The sequence below is a fragment of the Plantactinospora sp. ZYX-F-223 genome, from assembly GCF_039649625.1.
Lineage (GTDB): Bacteria > Actinomycetota > Actinomycetes > Mycobacteriales > Micromonosporaceae > Plantactinospora.
The window spans coordinates 52,554-71,204 of the sequence record NZ_JBDJAV010000048.1; the positions used below are offsets into that span (position 1 = coordinate 52,554).

2 protein-coding genes are annotated in these 18,651 nt (G+C 73.4%); both read right to left on the reverse strand.

The features are described 5' to 3' along the window. Positions 1-52 precede the first annotated feature (52 nt). Positions 53-13,462 (reverse strand): type I polyketide synthase, encoded by a 13,410-nt coding sequence (locus AAH979_RS34740; protein WP_346262365.1) that lies wholly within the window; start codon positions 13,460-13,462, stop codon positions 53-55. A 54-nt stretch (positions 13,463-13,516) separates the two neighbouring features. Further along, the coding region (locus tag AAH979_RS34745; protein WP_346262366.1) for an SDR family NAD(P)-dependent oxidoreductase at positions 13,517-18,651 on the reverse strand (5,135 nt) is incomplete at its 5' end.

Genomic DNA, 18,651 nt, shown 5'->3' on the forward strand with positions numbered 1-18,651 from the left:
TTACTCCCGGATCGTCGCCGTGATGCACTGCGGAACGGAACTCGGTGGCCCATCAGTCACGCCCGAGCTCGCTACGGATGAACTCGAACAATTCCTGGTCGCTGGCATCGCCGAGCCGGTCGGAGACGTCGGCGTCGGTGTCGTCGGCCGGCTTGTCCCACCAGGCGACCAGGTCGCGGAGCCGGCCCCCGACCCGGGCCCGCAGGCCGTCGTCGGGCGCCATACCAGCCAGGGCGGCCTCCAGGCGGTCGAGCTGGACGAGTACCGGCAACCGGGGGCCGCCGAGCTTGGTCAGGATCCGGGCGTCGAGATACTCGGCCAGCGCCGTGGGCGTCGGGTGGTCGAAGACCAGCGCGGCCGGTAGGGACAAGCCGGTTGCCGCGGCCAGGCCGTTACGCAGCTCCACCGCGGTCAACGAGTCGAACCCCAGGTCCCGGAACGACTGCCCCGGATCAAGTTCGTTCGGCGTGCGGTGGCCGACGACGGCCGCCGCACGTGTCCGAACCAGGTTGACCAGTATCTCCCTCCGCTCCTCGTCGTGCCGACCGGCGAGTTGCTGGAGTAGGGACTCCCCGGCGGGTTTTCCGTCGCCGGCCACGACCCGCCTGACGTCGGCACGAACCAGACCACGCAGCGCCGCCGGCAACGATCCGTCGCCGCCCCGGCCCGCCAGTACGGCCAGGTCGAACCGCACCGGCACCAGCACCGCGTCGGCCCGCTCCCAGGCCGCGTCGAAGTGCGCCATGGCGTGCTCGGCGGTGAAGGCGACCACGCCGGACTTTGTCATCCGGCGGAGGTGCACCTCGGACAGCTCCCCGACCATCCCACCCGTCGTCCCCCACAGGCCCCAGGCGAGCGCGGTGCCGGGCAGTCCCGCACCGGCACGTCGACGGGCCAGGGCGGCGAGGAACGCGTTGGCTGCGGCGTAGTTGGCCTGGCCGGCACCGCCGAGCACTCCCACCGCCGAGGAGAACAGGACGAACCGGGACAGGCCAAGGTGCGCGGTCAGCTCGTGCAGGTGTACCGCCCCGTCCACCTTCGGCCGCATCGCGGTGTCGACTTGGTCCGGGGTGAGCGTGCCGACCACCCCGTCGTCGACCACCCCGGCAACGTGGACCACCGCGACGAGCGGATACTCCGCCGGAACCGTGTCGAGGACGGCCGCCAGGGCATCGCGGTCGGCGACGTCGCACGCGGCGAAGGTGACCCGCGCGCCGGCCCGCGCCAGGTCGTCACGCAGATCCGTGGCGCCGGGCGCGTCGGCGCCCTGCCGGCTCAGCAGAAGCAGGTGGCCGAACTGGTGCGCGGTGGCGAGGTGCCGGGCCACAAGCTGGCCGATCGCGCCGGTGGCCCCGGTGACGAGTACGGTTCCGGTCGCCGCCACCGGCGCCGTCGTCGGCGCTGGCGGAAGCCCGTTCGGTGCCGCGTGGGCGGGCACCAACCTCGGCACCAGCACCACACCGTCGCGTACCGCGACCTGCGGCTCGGCCTGGGCCAGTGCGGCAGCGACCGCCCCGGCCAGCAGATCCGCCCCGCCGTCCCGGTCGTCGAGGTCCACCAGGACGAACCGGTCCGGGGTCTCCTCCTGCGCCGACTGCATCAGGGCCCACGCTGCGGCCTGGGCCGGGTCCGGGCCCGATGGTGCCGTCCCGGCTCCGGTCGCGCCCCTGGTCACCATCACGAACCAGGAATCGGACAGCCGGTCGTCGGCGAGCGCGGACTGGACCAGGGCGAGCGTCCGGTGGGTGGTGTGCCGCACCGAGTCGACGAGCCCGCCGGGCGCGGTGTCGACGGCGACCACCACGACCCGTGGTGCCGGCGCGTCTCGGTCCGTCGCTCGGTGCAGCGCGGCGAGGCCGGGCACGGTCGGCACGGCGGCGTGGAGCGCGCTGGCCAACGCATCGGCCAGATATTCGCCACGGACGCCGGGGGAACCGACGACAGCCCAGTCTCCGGCCGGTGGCGTGGCCGCCCCGGACGGCAGCGCGGTCCACGTCAATCGGTACAGCGAGTCGGGCAGCTCCACAGGCCGTGCCGGGACCGGCCGGTCGACGGGTACCGCACGCATGGCCAGCCGCCGCACCGACAGCACCGGAAGACCGTCGACGTCGACGGCATCGACGGCGTATCCGTCGGCGTCGTCCGGGCTCAGGCGTACCCGTAGCACCGTGGCGCCGCTGGCGTGCAGTGTCGCCCCGGCCCAGGTCTCCGGAATCCGCTCGGGGCGGCCGGACAGCCGGTCGGCGGTCGCCGCAAGCCGCGCCAGTCCGGCGAGCAGCCCCGGGTGTACGGCGTACCGGTCCGCCTCGCCGGATGGTTCCTCGGGCAGCGCCAGTTCGGCGAAGAACGCGCCGTCGCCCTGCCAGACCCGGTCGGGCCCGACAGCCGGACCACCGGTGGCGTCGGCCGTGGTGCCCGCCGGCAGCCAGTCAACCGAGACGTCGGCCGTGGACGGCGCACCGGGTGCCAGGGCGCCCACAGCCGCGCAGGTCCATGGCGACGAGTCCGCGTCCTCGGACCGGTAGTGCACGGTGAGGGCCCGACCGCCCCGCTTGTCCGGCGCGGCCACCACCACTTGGAGTCGCACGTCCACGTCGTCCACCGCGACGATCGGGGCACGCTCGACCAGCTCGGCGATCTGCGTACGGCCCATCCGCCAGCCGGTCCACAGCGCCAGCTCCAGTACCAACCCGGACGCGTCCGCCGGGCCACCGGCCAGTGACGACGCCGGCAGTCGGCCGCTGAACAGGAACCCGCCGAGTTCCGGCAGGTCCACACCGGCGCCGAGCAGCGGATGCCCGGTCTCACTGAGCCCGACGGCCGACAGGTCGGCCGACCCGTGCGGTGCCCGCAGCCAGAACCGCTCGTGCTGGAACGGGTACGTGGGCAGATCCACCCGCCGGGCCCCGCTGCCGGCGAACACGGCCGACCAGTCGACGCTCCCGTGCCGGACGTGTACCCGCCCGACGGCGGCCAGCACGGTACGCGACTCGTCCGCGTTCCGGCGCATCGTGGCGACGTAGGCCGACCGCCCGGCCGGGTCACCCGAGGCCGCCACGGTCTCGGCGGCCATCGCCGTCAGCACCCCGTCCGGCCCCACCTCCAGGAAGGTGGCCACGCCCAGTGCCCGGAGGGCCGAAACGCCGGCGGCGAACCGCACCTCGTGGCGTACCTGCTCCACCCAGTACGCCGGCTGGCAGAGTTGTTCGGCCGTGGCCGGCTCGCCGGTCACGTTCGACACCACCGGCAGCACCGGCGTGGCGTACGCGACGCCGGACAGGACCTCGGCGAACTCGGCCAGCATGGGCTCCATCAGCGGCGAGTGGAACGCGTGGCTAACCGCCAGTCGACGGGTACGTACACCGGACGCGGCGAACTCGGCGGCGATCTCCATGACGGCCGGCTCGGGCCCCGATATCACCACCGACGACGGGCCGTTGACTGCCGCGACGGCGACCTGGCCGGTGTGGCCGGCCAGTTCCTGTCGCACCCGGTTCTCGTCTGTCGCGACGGCCACCATCGCCCCGCCGTGCGGCAGGGCCTGCATGAGCCGGCCCCGGGCGGCCACTACCCGAGCCGCGTCCGGCAGCGACCAGACGCCGGCGACGTACCCGGCGACCAGCTCACCGATCGAGTGCCCGAGCAGGAACGCGGGCCGCACGCCCCAGTGTTCGAGGGTGCGGAACGTGGCCACCTCGACGGCGAACAGCGCTGCCTGGGTGTAGTCCGTCCGGTCCAGCAGGGCGGCCTCGGCCGAGCCCGGCTCGGCGAACACCACCTCCGCGAGCGGTTGCCCCAGATACGGGTCCAGCTCACGGCACACCTCGTCGAACGCCACCGCGAACACCGGCACCGCGTCGTACAGTCGCCGGCCCATGCCCGGCCGTTGGGCGCCCTGCCCGGTGAACAGGATCGCCAGTTCGCCCTCGACCGGGCCATCCACCGGAACACGGGTCCCGTCGGCGGTGGACAGCGTGGTCAGGCTCTCCCGCAACTCGTCCCGGTCCGCCTCCACCAGCACGGCGGATCGGTTCAGCACGGTTCGGGTGGTCGCCAGCGACCAGGCCAGATCCACGACCCGGCCGGTCGGTTCCTCGTCGAGCCGGGCGACCAGCCGCCGAGCCTGTGCCCGCAGCCCCGCATCGGTACGCGCCGAGACGACCAGCGGAACCGGAGAGCCTCCCGCGAGTCCCATCCCGTCCGGTGCGCGCCCGGCGTCATCGGTGTCCCCGTCCGGCGCCTCCTCCAGGATCACATGCGCGTTGGTACCGCTGATCCCGAACGACGACACGCCGGCCCGGCGCGGCCCGGCGGCCGGCGACCAGTCCCGGGACCGGGTCAGCAGGTTGACCGCGCCGGCCGACCAGTCCACGTGCGGCGTCGGCTCGTCCACGTGCAGCGTCCTGGGCATCAGTCCATGCCGCATCGCCATGATCGTCTTGATCACGCCGGCGATTCCGGCGGCGGCCTGTGGATGTCCGATGTTGGACTTGACCGACCCCAGCCACAGCGGGTTCTCCACGGGGCGCGCGGCCCCGTACGTCGCCAGGATCGCCTGCGCCTCGATCGGATCGCCGAGGGTGGTGCCGGTGCCGTGCGCCTCCACGACGTCCACATCGGCGGCGGTGATCCCGGCGTCGGCCAACGCCTGCCGGATCACCCGCTCCTGTGCCGGCCCGTTCGGCGCGGTCAGGCCGTTGGACGCGCCGTCGGAGTTGACCGAGCTGCCCCGCAGCACGGCGAGCATCGGGTGGCCCAGCCGCCGCGCGTCCGACATTCGTTCCAGCACGAGCACACCGACGCCCTCGGCGAGGGCGAAGCCGTCGGCGGCGGCGGCGAACGACTTGCACCGGCCGTCCCGCGCGAGTCCGCGCTGCCGGCTGAACGCGAGGAACGTCGTCGGGTCCGACATCACCATGACCCCGCCGACCAGGGCCAGGTCGCAGTCGCCAGCGCGCAGGGCCTGTCCGGCGAGGTGCAGCGCGACCAGCGAGGACGAGCAGGCGGTGTCGACCGTCAGGGCAGGCCCCTCGAGTCCGAACGTGTACGCGACGCGGCCCGACGCCACACTGGTCGAGGTGATGACGAGGTAGCCCTCCATGTCCTCGCCGACATCACGCAACCGGCTGCCGTACGCCTGGTCGGTCATGCCGACGTATACGCCGGTCCGCGTGCCCCGCAGCGACTTCGGGTCGACACCGGCCCGCTCAAGCGCCTCCCACGACGTCTCCAGCAGCAGCCGCTGCTGCGGATCCATGGCCAGTGCCTCGCGGTGGGAGATGCCGAAGTGACCGGCGTCGAAGGAGGCCGCGCCATCCAGGAACCCGCCCCGGTCGACGTAACTGCGCGCGGGTTTGTCCGGGTCGGCGTCCAGCAACTGGTCCAGCGGCCAGCCCCGGTCGGTGGGGAACGACGTGGTCAGGTCGACCTCGTCGCGTACCGCCCGCCACAGGTCCTCGGCCGAGGCGATGCCGCCGGGGAACCGGCAGGACATCGCGACGATCACCAGCGGGTCGGAGTGGTCGACCGTCCCGACCGGTCCGACGGCCACCGCCGGCTTCCGGTCGCCGAACAGTTCGCGGCCGAGGAAGTCGGCGAGCGCGGTCAGCGTGGGGTGGTCGAACGCCATCGTCGCGGGCAGTCGACGACCGGCCAGCTTACTCAACCCGTTACGCAGTTCCACCGCGGTCATCGAGTCGAATCCCAGGTCTCTGAATGACCGGGCCGGGTCGAGGGCGTCCGGCTGATGTCCGAGAACCACCGCGACGTGTTCCCGCACCAGATCGCGCAGCGCGCGTACACGCTGCCCCTCGGGCAGGTCCACCAGTCGTCGGACCAGCGCCGACGAGCCGGCCTCGGCACCGCCCGCGGCCGACACGGGCTCCGTGTCCGGGTACGCCTCGGGCAGCTCGTCCAGCAGGTGTGTCGGCCGACTGATGGTGAACTGCGGGACGAACCTGTCCCAGTACACCTCGGCCAGCAACGAGGTCGTCTCGTCGTCGGCGAGCAGTTGACCCAGGCCGGCGATGGCCACGGCCGGGTCGACCCGCGGCAGTCCCTTGCGGGCCAGCGAGTCGTACGCCGGGTCGTCGACCATTCCGCCGCCCGCCCACGGGCTCCAGGCCACCGACAGCGTCGGGTACCCGTCGGCGCGCCGCCGCTCGGCACGGGCGTCGAGTACGGCGTTGGCGGCCGCGTAGACCCCGTGATCGCCCGCTCCCCAGGTCGCCGAGATGGACGAGTAGTAGACAGCGATGTCGAGCTGCCCGGGGTGGAGTGACGCCTCCAGGTGCTCGATGCCGGCCACCTTGCCCTCGAACACGGTGGCCATGTCGGCGAGGGTGGTCACCGGCAGCGGCCCGCCCGCAGGGGCCCCGGCGGTGTGGATCACCGCCCGGATGAGCTCGCCGTCACGCTGCACGCCGGCGACGAGCGCCGCCGCCGCCTCCGGGTCGGTCAGGTCGCACGCCAGCACGCTGACCCGGGCGCCCAGTTCGGTCAGCTCGGCGGCCAGCTCCCGGGCACCGGGGCTCGCCGGCCCACGCCGGCTGATCAGCACCAGCCGTTCCGCGCCGAGCCGTGCCAGCCAGCGGGCGGCGTGCCCACCCAACGCCCCGGTGCCGCCGGTGACGACGACGGTGCCGCGCGGGCGCCAGTCGTCGCGGCCCGTTCCCGGCGCGCGGAGCAGCCTCCGTACGTACACCCCACCCGGGCGCACCGCGACCTGGTCCTCGCCATCCGATCCGGCCAGCACGGCGACCAGCCGGTCCGCGGCCGACGGATCCATCGTCGCGGGCAGGTCGACCAGTCCGCCCCAGCGGTCCGAATGTTCCAGCGCGGCGACCCGCCCCAACGCCCAGGCCGCGGCCTGCGGCGGGCTGGTCGGGGCGTCGTCCTCGGGCGTACCCACCGCTCCCCGGGTGGCGCACCACAGGGGGGCGTCGACGGCGGCCGCGCCGAGCGCGTTCAGCAGTGCGAGAGTCAGCGCCAGCCCGACCGGTACCACCGGCCGGGTGGGGTGCCCGGTGGTGTCCAGCGCGGCCAGGGACAACACTCCCGCGAGTCGCCCGTCGTCCGGTACCGAGGCCAGGATCCGGGCGGTGAGCCGGGCGACGCCGCCATCGCATCCGTCCTGCGCCTCGGTCCCCCGGGCCTCGGTGTCCCGCGCCTCGGTCGCCTTGATTCCGTACGCCTCGGTCTCTTCGGCGTCACTGTCGTCCAGAACAAGTAGCGCCACGTCGGCAGCCCGTTCGCGCATCACCTCGACGGTGCCGGTGACCCCGGGATCGTCCCGGAGCCGGGCCGGTACGACGACGAGCCAGGTACCGTCCAGGTTGCCCGGGGGGTCCTGGGCGTCCTGGGTGGCGCGACGCCACACGATCCGGTACCGCCACGAGTCCGCGACCGACCCTGTCCGTCGGCGGCGTCGCCAGGTCGACATCGCCGGTAGCGCACCGCGCAGCGGCTCCGGATCGACCAGACCGAGCGTGCCGGCCAGCGCGGCGAGGTCCTCCCGGTCGACGGCGTGCCAGAACTCGTCGTCCGCCTGGTCGGCCCGACCGCGGGACGGCGGGTTCTCCGGCCAGAAACGGCGACGCTGGAACGCGTACGTCGGTAGCCGTACCGGCGTCGGTCGGCCGCCCGCGTAACACACCGACCAGTCCACCCCGACACCCGACACGTGCAGCTCGGCGAGCGAGGTCAGCAATCGGTCCAGGCCACCGTCGTCACGTCGCAGGGTGCCCACCGCCACCGCCGCCGCGCCGGACTGCTCGGCCGTCTCGACTATCGGCCCGGTGAGGACCGGATGCGGGCTGACCTCGACGAATGTCCGGTACCCGTGCTCCACCAGGCCGGCGACGGCACGGTCCAGGCGCACCGGCTCGCGCAGGTTGCGGTACCAGTAGTCGGCGTCGAGACCCGAGTCGTTCAGCCAGTCGCCGTTCAGCGTCGAGAAGAAGGGTACCCGGGGCGGCACCGGGCGGACCGGCTCCAGCACCGCGAGCAGCTCGTCGCGGACGCGTTCGACCTGCGGCGTGTGCGACGCGTAGTCCACGATGTGTCGGGCACGGATGTCGCGTCTCGCCGCCTCGGTCATCACCTCGTCCAGCGCCGCCGACTCGCCGGCTACCACGACCGCCGAGGGACCGTTGACCACGGCCACCGACACCCGACCGTCCCAACGTCCCAACCACTGCTCCACCTCGGGCAGCGGGGCCGACAGGGATACCATGGCGCCTTCGCCGGTGATGGCGTCCAGCGCACGCGCGCGTAGTGCCACCACCCGGGCACCGTCGTCCAGCGAGAGCGCACCGGCGACACAGGCTGCGGCTATCTCGCCCTGGGACTGTCCGACCACCGCCGCCGGCACCACGCCGTGCGAGCGCCACAGTTCGGCCAGCGACACGGTCATCGCGAACAGCACCGTCTGGATCACGTCGTTGCGGCCCAGCGTCGGGGCGTCCGGATCGCCCCGGACAACCGCGGTCGGTGACCAGTCGATGAAGGGGGCGAGCGCCGCCTCGCACTGCGCCCAGCGGGTGGCGAAGACCGGAGAGGTGTCCAGCAGTTCGACGGCCATGCCGCTCCACTGCGTGCCCTGCCCGGAGAATACCCACACCGGTCCCCGGCCGGCTGGGCCCGCCACGCCCGTCGTGACGCTGGCGTGCGGTTCGCCGGCGGCTACCGCGCGCACGCCGGCGAGCAGCGTGTCGGCGTCCCGGCCGATCACGACCGCGCGGTGCTCGAACAGCGCCCGGGAGGTGAGTAGCGCCCGGCCGATGTCCGCAGCCGGCAACTCCGCGCGGGCGGTGAGGTCCGTGGCGAGCCGGGCGGCCTGGGCGCACAGCGCCTCGGCCGAACGCGCTGAGATCACCCAGGGCCAGGGGCCGTCCGGACCGGCGACGGGTTCGTTCGCGTCCTCCTGACCGGCGGGGGCACCGTCCGGACCGACCGTCGCCGGCTCGGGGGCCGGGGCGGGTGGCTCCTCGATCACTACGTGCGCGTTGGTACCGCTGACGCCGAAGGACGAGATCCCGGCCCGGCGGGGTCGCCCGTTCGCGGGCCAGTCCCTGGCCTCGGTCAGCAGCCGCACGTTCCCCGCTGCCCAGTCGACCTTCGGGGTGGGCCGATCGACGTGGAGGGTCTGCGGGAGCCGGTTGTGCGCGATCGCCAGGACCATTTTGATCACCCCGGCGACGCCGGCGGCGGCACCGGTGTGGCCGATGTTCGACTTCACCGATCCCAGCCACAGCGGGAGGTCGGCCGCACGGTCCCGGCCGTACGTCGCCAGCAGCGCCTGCGCCTCGATCGGGTCGCCGAGACTCGTGCCGGTGCCGTGCGCCTCGACCACGTCCACCTGGCCAGGCCCGAGTCCCGCGTCGGCCAGCGCCTGTCGGATGACCCGCTGCTGGGACGGCCCGTTCGGCGCGGTCAGCCCGTTCGAGGCGCCGTCGGAGTTGACCGCGCTGCCCCGGACCACGGCGAGCACTTCGTGTCCGTTGCGGCGAGCGTCGGAGAGCCGCTCGACCACCACGACGCCCACGCCCTCCGACCAGCCGGTTCCGTCGGCCGCGTCAGCGAACGACTTGCACCGCCCGTCGGCCGCCAGGCCGTTCTGGTGGGAGAAGTCCACGAAACCGCGTGGCGTGGAGAGCACGGCCACGCCCGCGGCCAGCGCCAGGTCGCATTCGCCGCCGCGCAGCGACCGCGCGGCGAGGTGCAGGGCGACCAGCGACGAGGAGCAGGCGGTGTCCACGGTGACCGCCGGTCCCTCCAGCCCCATCGCGTACGCGACACGACCGGAGACGACGCTGGCCGCCGTCCCCGTCATCATGTAGCCGTCGGCTTCGTCCGTACCCGACAGCGCCTCGCCGTAGTCCGAGCCCGCCACCCCGGCGAAGATCCCGGTACGGCTGCCCCGCAGGGTCGTCGGGTCGATCCCGGTCCGTTCCAGCGCCTCCCACGACGTCTCCAGCAGCAGCCGCTGCTGCGGGTCCATCGCGAGCGCCTCGCGCGGCGAGATGCCGAAGAAGTCGGCGTCGAAGTCGGCGGCATCCGGCAGGAAGCCGCCGACCAACGCCAACGAGCCGTCCCGACGTAGCTCGGGCAGGTCCCAGTGCCGGTCGGTCGGGAAGGCGCTGAGTCCCTCACCGGCCGACGCCAGCAGCTTCCAGAACGCCTCCGGGTCGTCCGCCCCCGGGTACCGGCAGCCCACGCCGACAATCACGACCGGGTCGTCGGTGGACGCGGCGGACGGCGCCGGGGCCGCCGGAACGTCGTCGGCGCCGAGCAACCCGTCACGCAGGTACCGGACGACCGCGAGCGGCGTCGGATGGTCGAAGACCAGCGTCGTCGGTAGCGGCAGCCCGGTCTCGTTGGCGAGCCGGTCACGGAACCGTACGGCGATCAGTGAATCGAACCCCAGTTCGCGGAACGACCGGTCCGGGTACAGCTCGTCCACCGTGAGGTGCCCCAGTACCCCGGCGGCGTGGGTGCGGACCAGCGTCAGCAGACGGTCGTCCAACTCGGCCGGGTCCCGGGCGACGAACGAACGTCGGTCGGGTCCGTCGATCTCCGGTCCGGAGCGGGGCAGCAGCGCGGGCCGGTCGGCAACGGACGCCTCCGCCGTCCCCGGCCCGGCGGCACCCGGCCCGGCGGCATCCGTCGTGTCCCCGCCGCCCCGGGCCGGCACGAGCGCCGGCAGCCAGTACCGCTGCCGCTGGAACGGGTAGGTGGGCAGCGCGACCCGCCGCCCGCCCCGGTCGGCGAGGATGGCGTCCCAGCCTACCGGCACGCCACGCACGTGCAGCTCGGCCAGCGCCGCGAGGAGCGCGGTCGGCTCGTGCCGGTCGTTCTGCATCGCGGCGCTCAGGGCGACCTCGTCGATGGTGCCGTCCAGGCAGTCGCGGGCCATCGCGGTGAGCGTGCCGCCGGGCCCGAGTTCCAGGCACATCGTGACGCCGTTCTCGGCCAGGCAGCGGATTCCGTCGCTGAAACGCACCGTCTCGCGGAGCTGGCGGACCCAGTAGTCCGGCGACCCGATTACGTCGCCCCCGACCAGGGCACCGGTCAGCGTGGACACGATCGGGACGCGCGGCTCGTGGAAGTCCAACGCCTCGGCGGCCACCCGGAGTCGGCCCAGCACCGGCTCCATCCGGGCGCTGTGCACCGCGACCGCGATGCGCAACCGCCGGACCCGGTACCCACGCCGGAGGCACGCCTCGGACACCCGGCCGACCGTGTCCTCCTCCCCGGACAGGACAATCGACCGGGGCCCGTTGAGCGCGGCGATGGTCACCTCGTCACCGGTGCCCGCCTCGGCAAAGACGGCCGGCAACTCGTCGAACGGCACGTCGACGGCGATCGCCGCGCCGCCGGGCGGCACGGACTGCATCAGGCGGCCCCGGGCGGCCACCAGTTGGCAGGCGTGCTCGAGCGACAGCACCCCGGCGACGTACGCGGCACTCAACTCGCCGGTGGAGTGACCGAGGACGAAGTCGGGCCTGACCCCCCAGTGTTCGAGCAGGCGGAACAGCGCCACCTCGACGGCGAACAGTGCGGGGACCGTGTATACCGTCTGGTCGAGCAGCGGGGTGCCGTCGACCTCGAGCCCACCGAGCACGACGTCCGCCAGCGGGGCGGCGATCAGCGGGTCGATTCCCGCGCACACCTCGTCGAACGCGGCGGCGAACACCGGGTACGCCCGGTACAGTTCCCGGCCCATCCCGACGCGCTGCGTGCCCAACCCGCTGAACAGGAACGCGACGGTGGTCACCGGCCTGGTCCGGCCGTGCACGACCCGCGGATCCGCCTGGCCCGAAGCCAACGCCGCCAGCCCGCCCAGAAGCTGCTCGCGGTCGCCGGCCAGGACCACCGCACGGTGGCCGAGGTGAGCCCGGGTGGTGGCCAGCGACATCGCCAGGTCGAGCGGGCGTACCTCGGGGTCGTCCTCGGCGAACCGGTGCAGCTGTTGCGCCTGGGCGCGCAACGCCGACTCGCCACGGGCCGACACCAACCACGGGATCGGTCCAGCGGGCTCGTCGTCCGCCGGACCGGTCTCCCGGACTGTCCCGGCGTTCTGGACGGTCTCGGCGTCGTTGTCGGCGGGCTCCGTCTGCTCCAGGATCACGTGGGCGTTGGTGCCGCTGATGCCGAACGACGACACGGCGGAGCGGCGTCGCCGGTCCGCCGGCCACGCCCGCTCCTCGGTCAGCAGCCGGACGGCACCGGCCGACCAGTCCACCCGCGGGCTCGGCTCGTCGACGTGCAGCGTGGCGGGCAGTACGCCGTGGCGCATCGCCATCACCATCTTGATGATGCCGGCGATCCCCGCCGCCGCCTGGGTGTGCCCGATGTTGGACTTGACCGACCCGAGCCACAACGGCTGGTCGGCGGGACGGTCCCGCCCGTACGTCTCGATCAGCGCCTGCGCCTCGACCGGATCGCCCAGCCGGGTGCCGGTACCGTGCGCCTCGACCGCGTCGACCTGGCCAGCGCCGAGCCGGGCGTCGGCCAGTGCCTGGCGGATCACCCGCTGCTGGGACGGCCCGTTCGGCGCGGTCAGGCCGTTCGAGGCCCCGTCGGAGTTGACCGCGCTGCCGCGCACGACACCGAGTACCGGGTGTCCCGCGCGCCGGGCGTCGTCGAGCCGCTCCAGGAGCAGTACGCCGACCCCCTCGCCCCAACCGGTGCCGTCCGCGGCGGCGGCGAACGCCTTGCACCTGCCGTCGCCGGCCATCCCGCCCTGCGTCCCGAAGTCGGCAAACAGCTCGGTGTTGGCCATCACGGCAGCGCCACCGGCGAGTGCGAACCCGCACTCCCGCGCCCGCAGCGCGCGTACCGCCAGGTGTACGGCCACCAGCGACGACGAGCAGGCGGTGTCGACGGTGATGGCCGGACCCTCGAGGCCCAGCGTGTAGGCGATCCGGCCGGACGCGACGCTGCTGATGGTCCCGGTGAGGACGTGCCCCTCGACCTCCCGGAGCGCCTCCTCGTCGCGGGGACCGTACCGTTGGTCGGTCATGCCGACGAAGACGCCGCCGTCGCTGCCCCGCAGAGCTGTGGGATCGATGCCCGCCCGCTCCAACGCCTCCCACGAGGTCTCCAGGAGGAGCCGCTGCTGCGGGTCCATGGCCAGCGCCTCGCGCGGCGAGATGCCGAAAAACCCGGCGTCGAACTCGGCCGCGTCGTAGAGGAAGCCGCCCTCCTGGTGGACCGTGTCGGACAGGTGCCCGGTCTGCCAGTGCCGGTCGTCCGGGAACGCCGAGATCGCGTCGCGCCCCGCGTGGACCAGGTCCCACAGCTGCTCGGGCGACGTGACTCCGCCCGGGAACCGGCACGCCATGCCGACGATCGCGATCGGCTCGGCGCCCGCCGACTCGAGTTCGAACAGGCGCTGCCGGGTCCGCTTCAGGTCCGCGGTAACCCGCTTCAGGTAGTCGACAAGCGTTTCGTCGTTCACCAAATTGATCACTCCCTGGAGACCCGGTAGTCGCGGGATCGGGCGTCGGTTGAACTACTTGAGGTCGCCGAACTCGCTGTCGATGAAGGCGAGCAGCTCGGCCGCCGTGGCCGAGCCGAGCAGGGCCTCGTCGGTTTCCGCGGGTGGGTCGGCCGGGCCGTCGAGTCTGTGCAGGATCCCGCGCAGCCGCAGAACGATCTCACCGTGGCCGGCCTCCCCCGCGCCGATCGTGGCGGCGGTCTGCTCCAGCCGGTCTAGGTCGCGCATGACCCGCGCCAGCGGGCTCTCCTCCTCGGGTACGGCCAGGCTCACGAGTCGGGCGGCCAGGGCGACCGGAGTCGGGTGGTCGAACACGAGGGTGGCGGGTACCGCCAGACCGGTCGACGCACGGATACGGTTGCGCAACTCCACACCGGTCAGCGAGTCGAAGCCCATCTCCTTGAACGCCTGCTCCGGCTCAACCGCGTCGGCGGTGGTGTGCCCGAGTACGGCGGCGGTGTGGGTCCGGACCAGGTTCACCGCCAGACGTTGCCGGGCCGGTGGCGGCAGTTCCCGCAGCCGGGTGTCGAAGGTCTGCGCCGTGGCCATGCCTTCGACCCGCGCGATGACCGGCCGGCGGGCCCGTACCAACCCGTGGAACAGGGCTGGAACCGGCTCGGTGGCCGACCGGGTACGCAGCGACGCGAGGTCCAGCCGGATCGGCACCAGTGCGGCGCGGCCGCTGTCGAGGGCGGCGTCGAACAGCGCGACGCCCTGCGCCGTGCTCAGCGGCACCACTCCGTCCCGGCTCATCCGCCGCCGGTCGCGCCCGTCCAGCCCGGCGGTCATGCCGCCGGCCTGCTCCCACATACCCCACGCCAGCGAGGTCGCGGGGAGGCCGCGCGACCTCCGATACTCGGCGAGCCCGTCGAGAAACGCGTTCGCGGCGGCGTAGTTGCCCTGCCCGGCGCCGCCGAGCGTCGCCGACGCGGACGAGAACAGCACGAACATGTCGAGGTCGAGGTGTTCCGTCAGCCGGTGCAGATGCCACGCGCCGTCGAGCTTCGGGCGCAGCACGGCGGCGAGCCGTCCCGGGTTCAGGGAGGTCAACACGCCGTCGTCGAGCACGCCGGCGGCGTGTACCACGCCGGCTAGGCGGTGGTGTTCGCGGATCGAGTCCAGCATCCGCGCGACGGCGCGCTCGTCGCCGACGTCGCACCGGACCACCGTCACCTCGGCGCCCATCCGGGCCAGGTCGACGCGCAGCCTCTCCACCTCCGCCCCGGCCGTCGCCCGGCGGCCGGCCAGGACCACGTGCCGCAGGCCGTGGCCGGTGGCGAGGTGCCCGGCGATCAGGACGCCGAGGGAACCGGTACCGCCGGTGACCAGTACCGCGTCTTCCGGGCCGAACCGATGGCCCGGGTTGAGCACTGCCTTGCCCACGATGCCGGCCTGACTGAGTGCCCGGAACGCCTCGGGCGCCCGGCGGGCGTCCCAGCGCGTGACCGGAAGAGGGCGCAACGCGCCGCGCTCGAACAACTCGAGCAGTTCGGTGAGTATCTCGCCGACCCGGTCGGGGCCGGCGTCACTTAGGTCGAATGTGCGGTACCGGACGCCGGGGTGGGCCGCCGCGACGTCGGCGCCGTCCCGGATGTCGGCCTTGCCCATCTCGACGAACCGGCCGGCGCCGTCGAGCAGTCCGAGTGACGCGTCGACGTACGCGCCCGCCAGCGAGTTGAGTACCACGTCGACGCCACGACCGCCGGTTGTCTCCCGGATCCGTTCGGCGAACGTCAGATCCCGCGACGAGGCGATGTGCGCGTCGTCGAGGCCCGCCTTTCGCAGGGTGTCCCACTTGGGCGTGCTCGCCGTGCCGAAGACCTCGGCACCGAGATGGCCGGCGATCTGCGTGGCGGCCATACCGACGCCACCGGCGGCGGCGTGGACCAGCACCGTCTCCCCCGCCCGGAGCCCGGCCAGGTCGCACAGCCCGTAGTAGGCGGTCACGAACGCCACCGGCACCGATGCCGCCTGTTCGAAGGACCAACCCTCCGGGATCCGGACCACTGTGCGGTGGTCGGCCACGGCGACCGGGCCGAACGCGCCGCCGAACAGACCCATCACCCGGTCTCCGGGCGCCAGCCCGGTCACGCCGACGCCGACCGCCGAGACCACACCGGCGCCTTCGATGCCGAGGCCGCCCTCACCGGGATACATGTCCAGCGCGATCAGCACGTCGCGGAAGTTGACCCCGGCCGCCAGGACGTCGACGCGTACCTCGCCGGGGGCCAGCGACCGCTCCACCTCCGGCGCCGGCACCAGGCGCAGGTTGGCCAGGCTGCCGCGCCCGGTGGTGTCGAGACGCCACGGCCCCGTCGTTGCCGGGGCCGGCAGGGCGGCTGGCTGGTCCACCCGGGCCAGCCGTCGGGCGTACCGCCGGCCGTCACGTACCGCCACCTCGGGTTCGGCGCCGTGCAACGTCGCGACCAGTGACCGCGCCGACCACCGGTTGTCGACATCGATCAACGAGATCCGGTCCGGGTTCTCCGTCCGCGCCGACCGCACCAGGCCGGTGACCGGAAGGTGCACCAGGTTGACCGGAACATCGGGTTCGACGGCGGCGGCATTGCGGGTCACCACGGTCAGCCCGCCGGACGACAGGCGCCCGTCGGCGAGCCAACCCTGGATCGCGGCGAGGACCTGTCCGGTGAGGTCGTGCGCCGCCGAGGTGAGGCCATCGCCGCCGGCGTCCACCGGTGGACAGAGCACGACCACCCGTCCGGGCGTGGGCGCGCCGGCATCGAGCGCCGCGGAGAGCGCGCCGACGTCGGGGTACCGGGCGACGGATCCGTCCACGTCGTCTGGTACCTCACCGGTGCCGACGAGCGCCCACGACAGCGCCGGCAGCGGTTCGTCGGCCGGTTCCAGCGGCTTCCAATCGACCTGGAACAGGCAGTCGTCCAGCGCGACGGAGCCCGGCCGGATCTGCTCCGGTGTGACGGGCCGGAGCGCCAGGGATCCGACGGTCACCACCGGCGAGCCGGTGGTGTCGCTGGCCGTCAACGTCACCGTGCCCGCACCACGCTTTTCCAGGCGTACCCGCAACGCGCCCGCCCCCGTCGCGTGCAGCCGTACTCCGCTCCAGCAGAACGGCATCCGGGCCGGCGCGTCCGGGTCGCCCTGGCCGATCGGGTGCAGGGCGGCGTCGAGCAGTGCCGGGTGGATGCCGAACCGGGCTGCGTCCGGGGCGACGTCGGCGGGAAGTTCCACCTCGGCGAAGAACTCGTCGCCTCGTCGCCAGGCTCGGCGCAGTCCCCGGAACCCGGGACCGTAGTGGAACCCGGCCGCCGCCAACCGCTCGTAGTAACCGTCGAGCGTGACCGGTCGGGCATCGCGCGGGGGCCACACGTCGTCGGCGGGCGGCGGTGGGGGGTCCGCCGGTGTCGGGGCGAGCGTCCCGGTGGCGTGCCGGATCCAGGGTTCCTCGCCCGGATCGTCGGAGCGGGAGTACACACCGACCGATCGCCGGCCGTTGTTGTCGTCGGCGTGCGCAACGACGAGTTGCACACGCACGGCACCGCGCTCCGGCAGGACGAGGGGTGCCTCCAGGGTGAGTTCCTCCACCTCGTCACAGCCGAGCCGCTCGCCCGCCGACAACGCCAGTTCCACGAAGGCGGTGCCGGGCAGCAGGACCGAGCCGAGTACCTCGTGGTGCGCCAGCCACGGATGGTCGGCGGCCGACAGCCGGCCGGTGAACAGCGTCTCGCCGCCGGTCGCCGACGAGATCCAGGCGCCGAGCATCGGATGTCCGGACGGGGCGAGGCCGGCGGCGGCCACTTCGCTGGCGGCGCCGGACGGGCGGGGCCAGTAGCGTTCGTGCCGGAAGGCGTAGGTGGGCAGCTCGACCGGTTCGGAAACGGACTCGGGCAGCACCGCCGACCAGTCCACCCGGGCACCCCGGACGAACACGCCGGCCAGTGCGGACAGCAGGGCGGGGATCTCCGGCTGGCCGGTGCGCAGCAGGGGCGCGACGGCTACCTTCTCGCCTTCGTCGTCGAGGCAGTCACGGACCAGCGCCGCGAGGACCCCGTCCGGACCTAACTCGACAAAGCCGCCGATGGCCCGCCCGGCCAGCGTCCGGACCCCGTCGGCGAACCGTACGGCGCCGCGCACCTGGCGCACCCAGTAGTCGGGAGAGCACAACTCGTCGGCTGTCGCGACCCGGCCGGACAGGTTCGACACGACCGGTAGTACCGGCGGCGCGAACGTCACGTCGGCCAGCACCTCGCGGAACCCGGCGAGCATCGGCTCCATCAACGGCGAGTGGAAGGCGTGGCTCACGGTGAGACGTTTCGTGCGCCGGCCCAGGTCGGCGAAGCGCCGCTCGACCCCGTCCACCGCCTCCTCGGTGCCGGACAGCACCACCGACCGCGGGGCGTTGACCGCCGCCAACGACAGTTCACCGTCGTGCCGGGCCAGCACCGGCCCGACCTCGGTCTCGTCGGCCTCGATCGCGACCATCGCTCCGCCGTCCGGCAGCGCCTGCATGAACCGGCCACGCGCCGCGACCACGGCACAGGCGTCCGGGAGCGTCCACACCCCGGCCAGATAGGCGGCCACCAGTTCGCCGACCGAGTGCCCCAACAGGTACTCCGGTCGTACTCCGGCGTGTTCGAGCAGCCGGAACAGCGCCACCTCCAGGGCGAACAGACCGGCCTGGGCGTACTCGGTACGGTCGAGCGGACTCTCGTCGTCCTGATGGCCGAACACCACGTCCCGCAAGGGGCGGTCCAGGTGACCGTCCATTTCCAGGCACACCTCGTCGAAGGCGGACGCGAACACGGGGAACCGCTGGTACAGCTCCCGCCCCATCCCCACGCGCTGCGAGCCCTGGCCGGTGAACAGGAACGCGAGCCCGCCCGGGCGGCTCTCACCCACCGTCAGGCCAGCCGCCTCCGTACCCTGGGACAGCGCGTTCAGGCCGGCGAGCAGGTCGTCCCGACGGTCGCCGACCAGCACTGCGCGGTGTTCGAGCGCCGCGCGGGTCGTCGCCAGGGCCCAGCCGACGGCAGTCGCCGTGGCACCCCCGTCGTCGCTCACCGCAGCGGCGAGCCGGGCCCCCTGTGCCCGCAGGCCGCTCGCGGTCCGGCCGGAGACGATCCAGGCGGTGACGCCCTTCTCCGGCCCGCCCTTCTCCGGCCCGCTCTCCT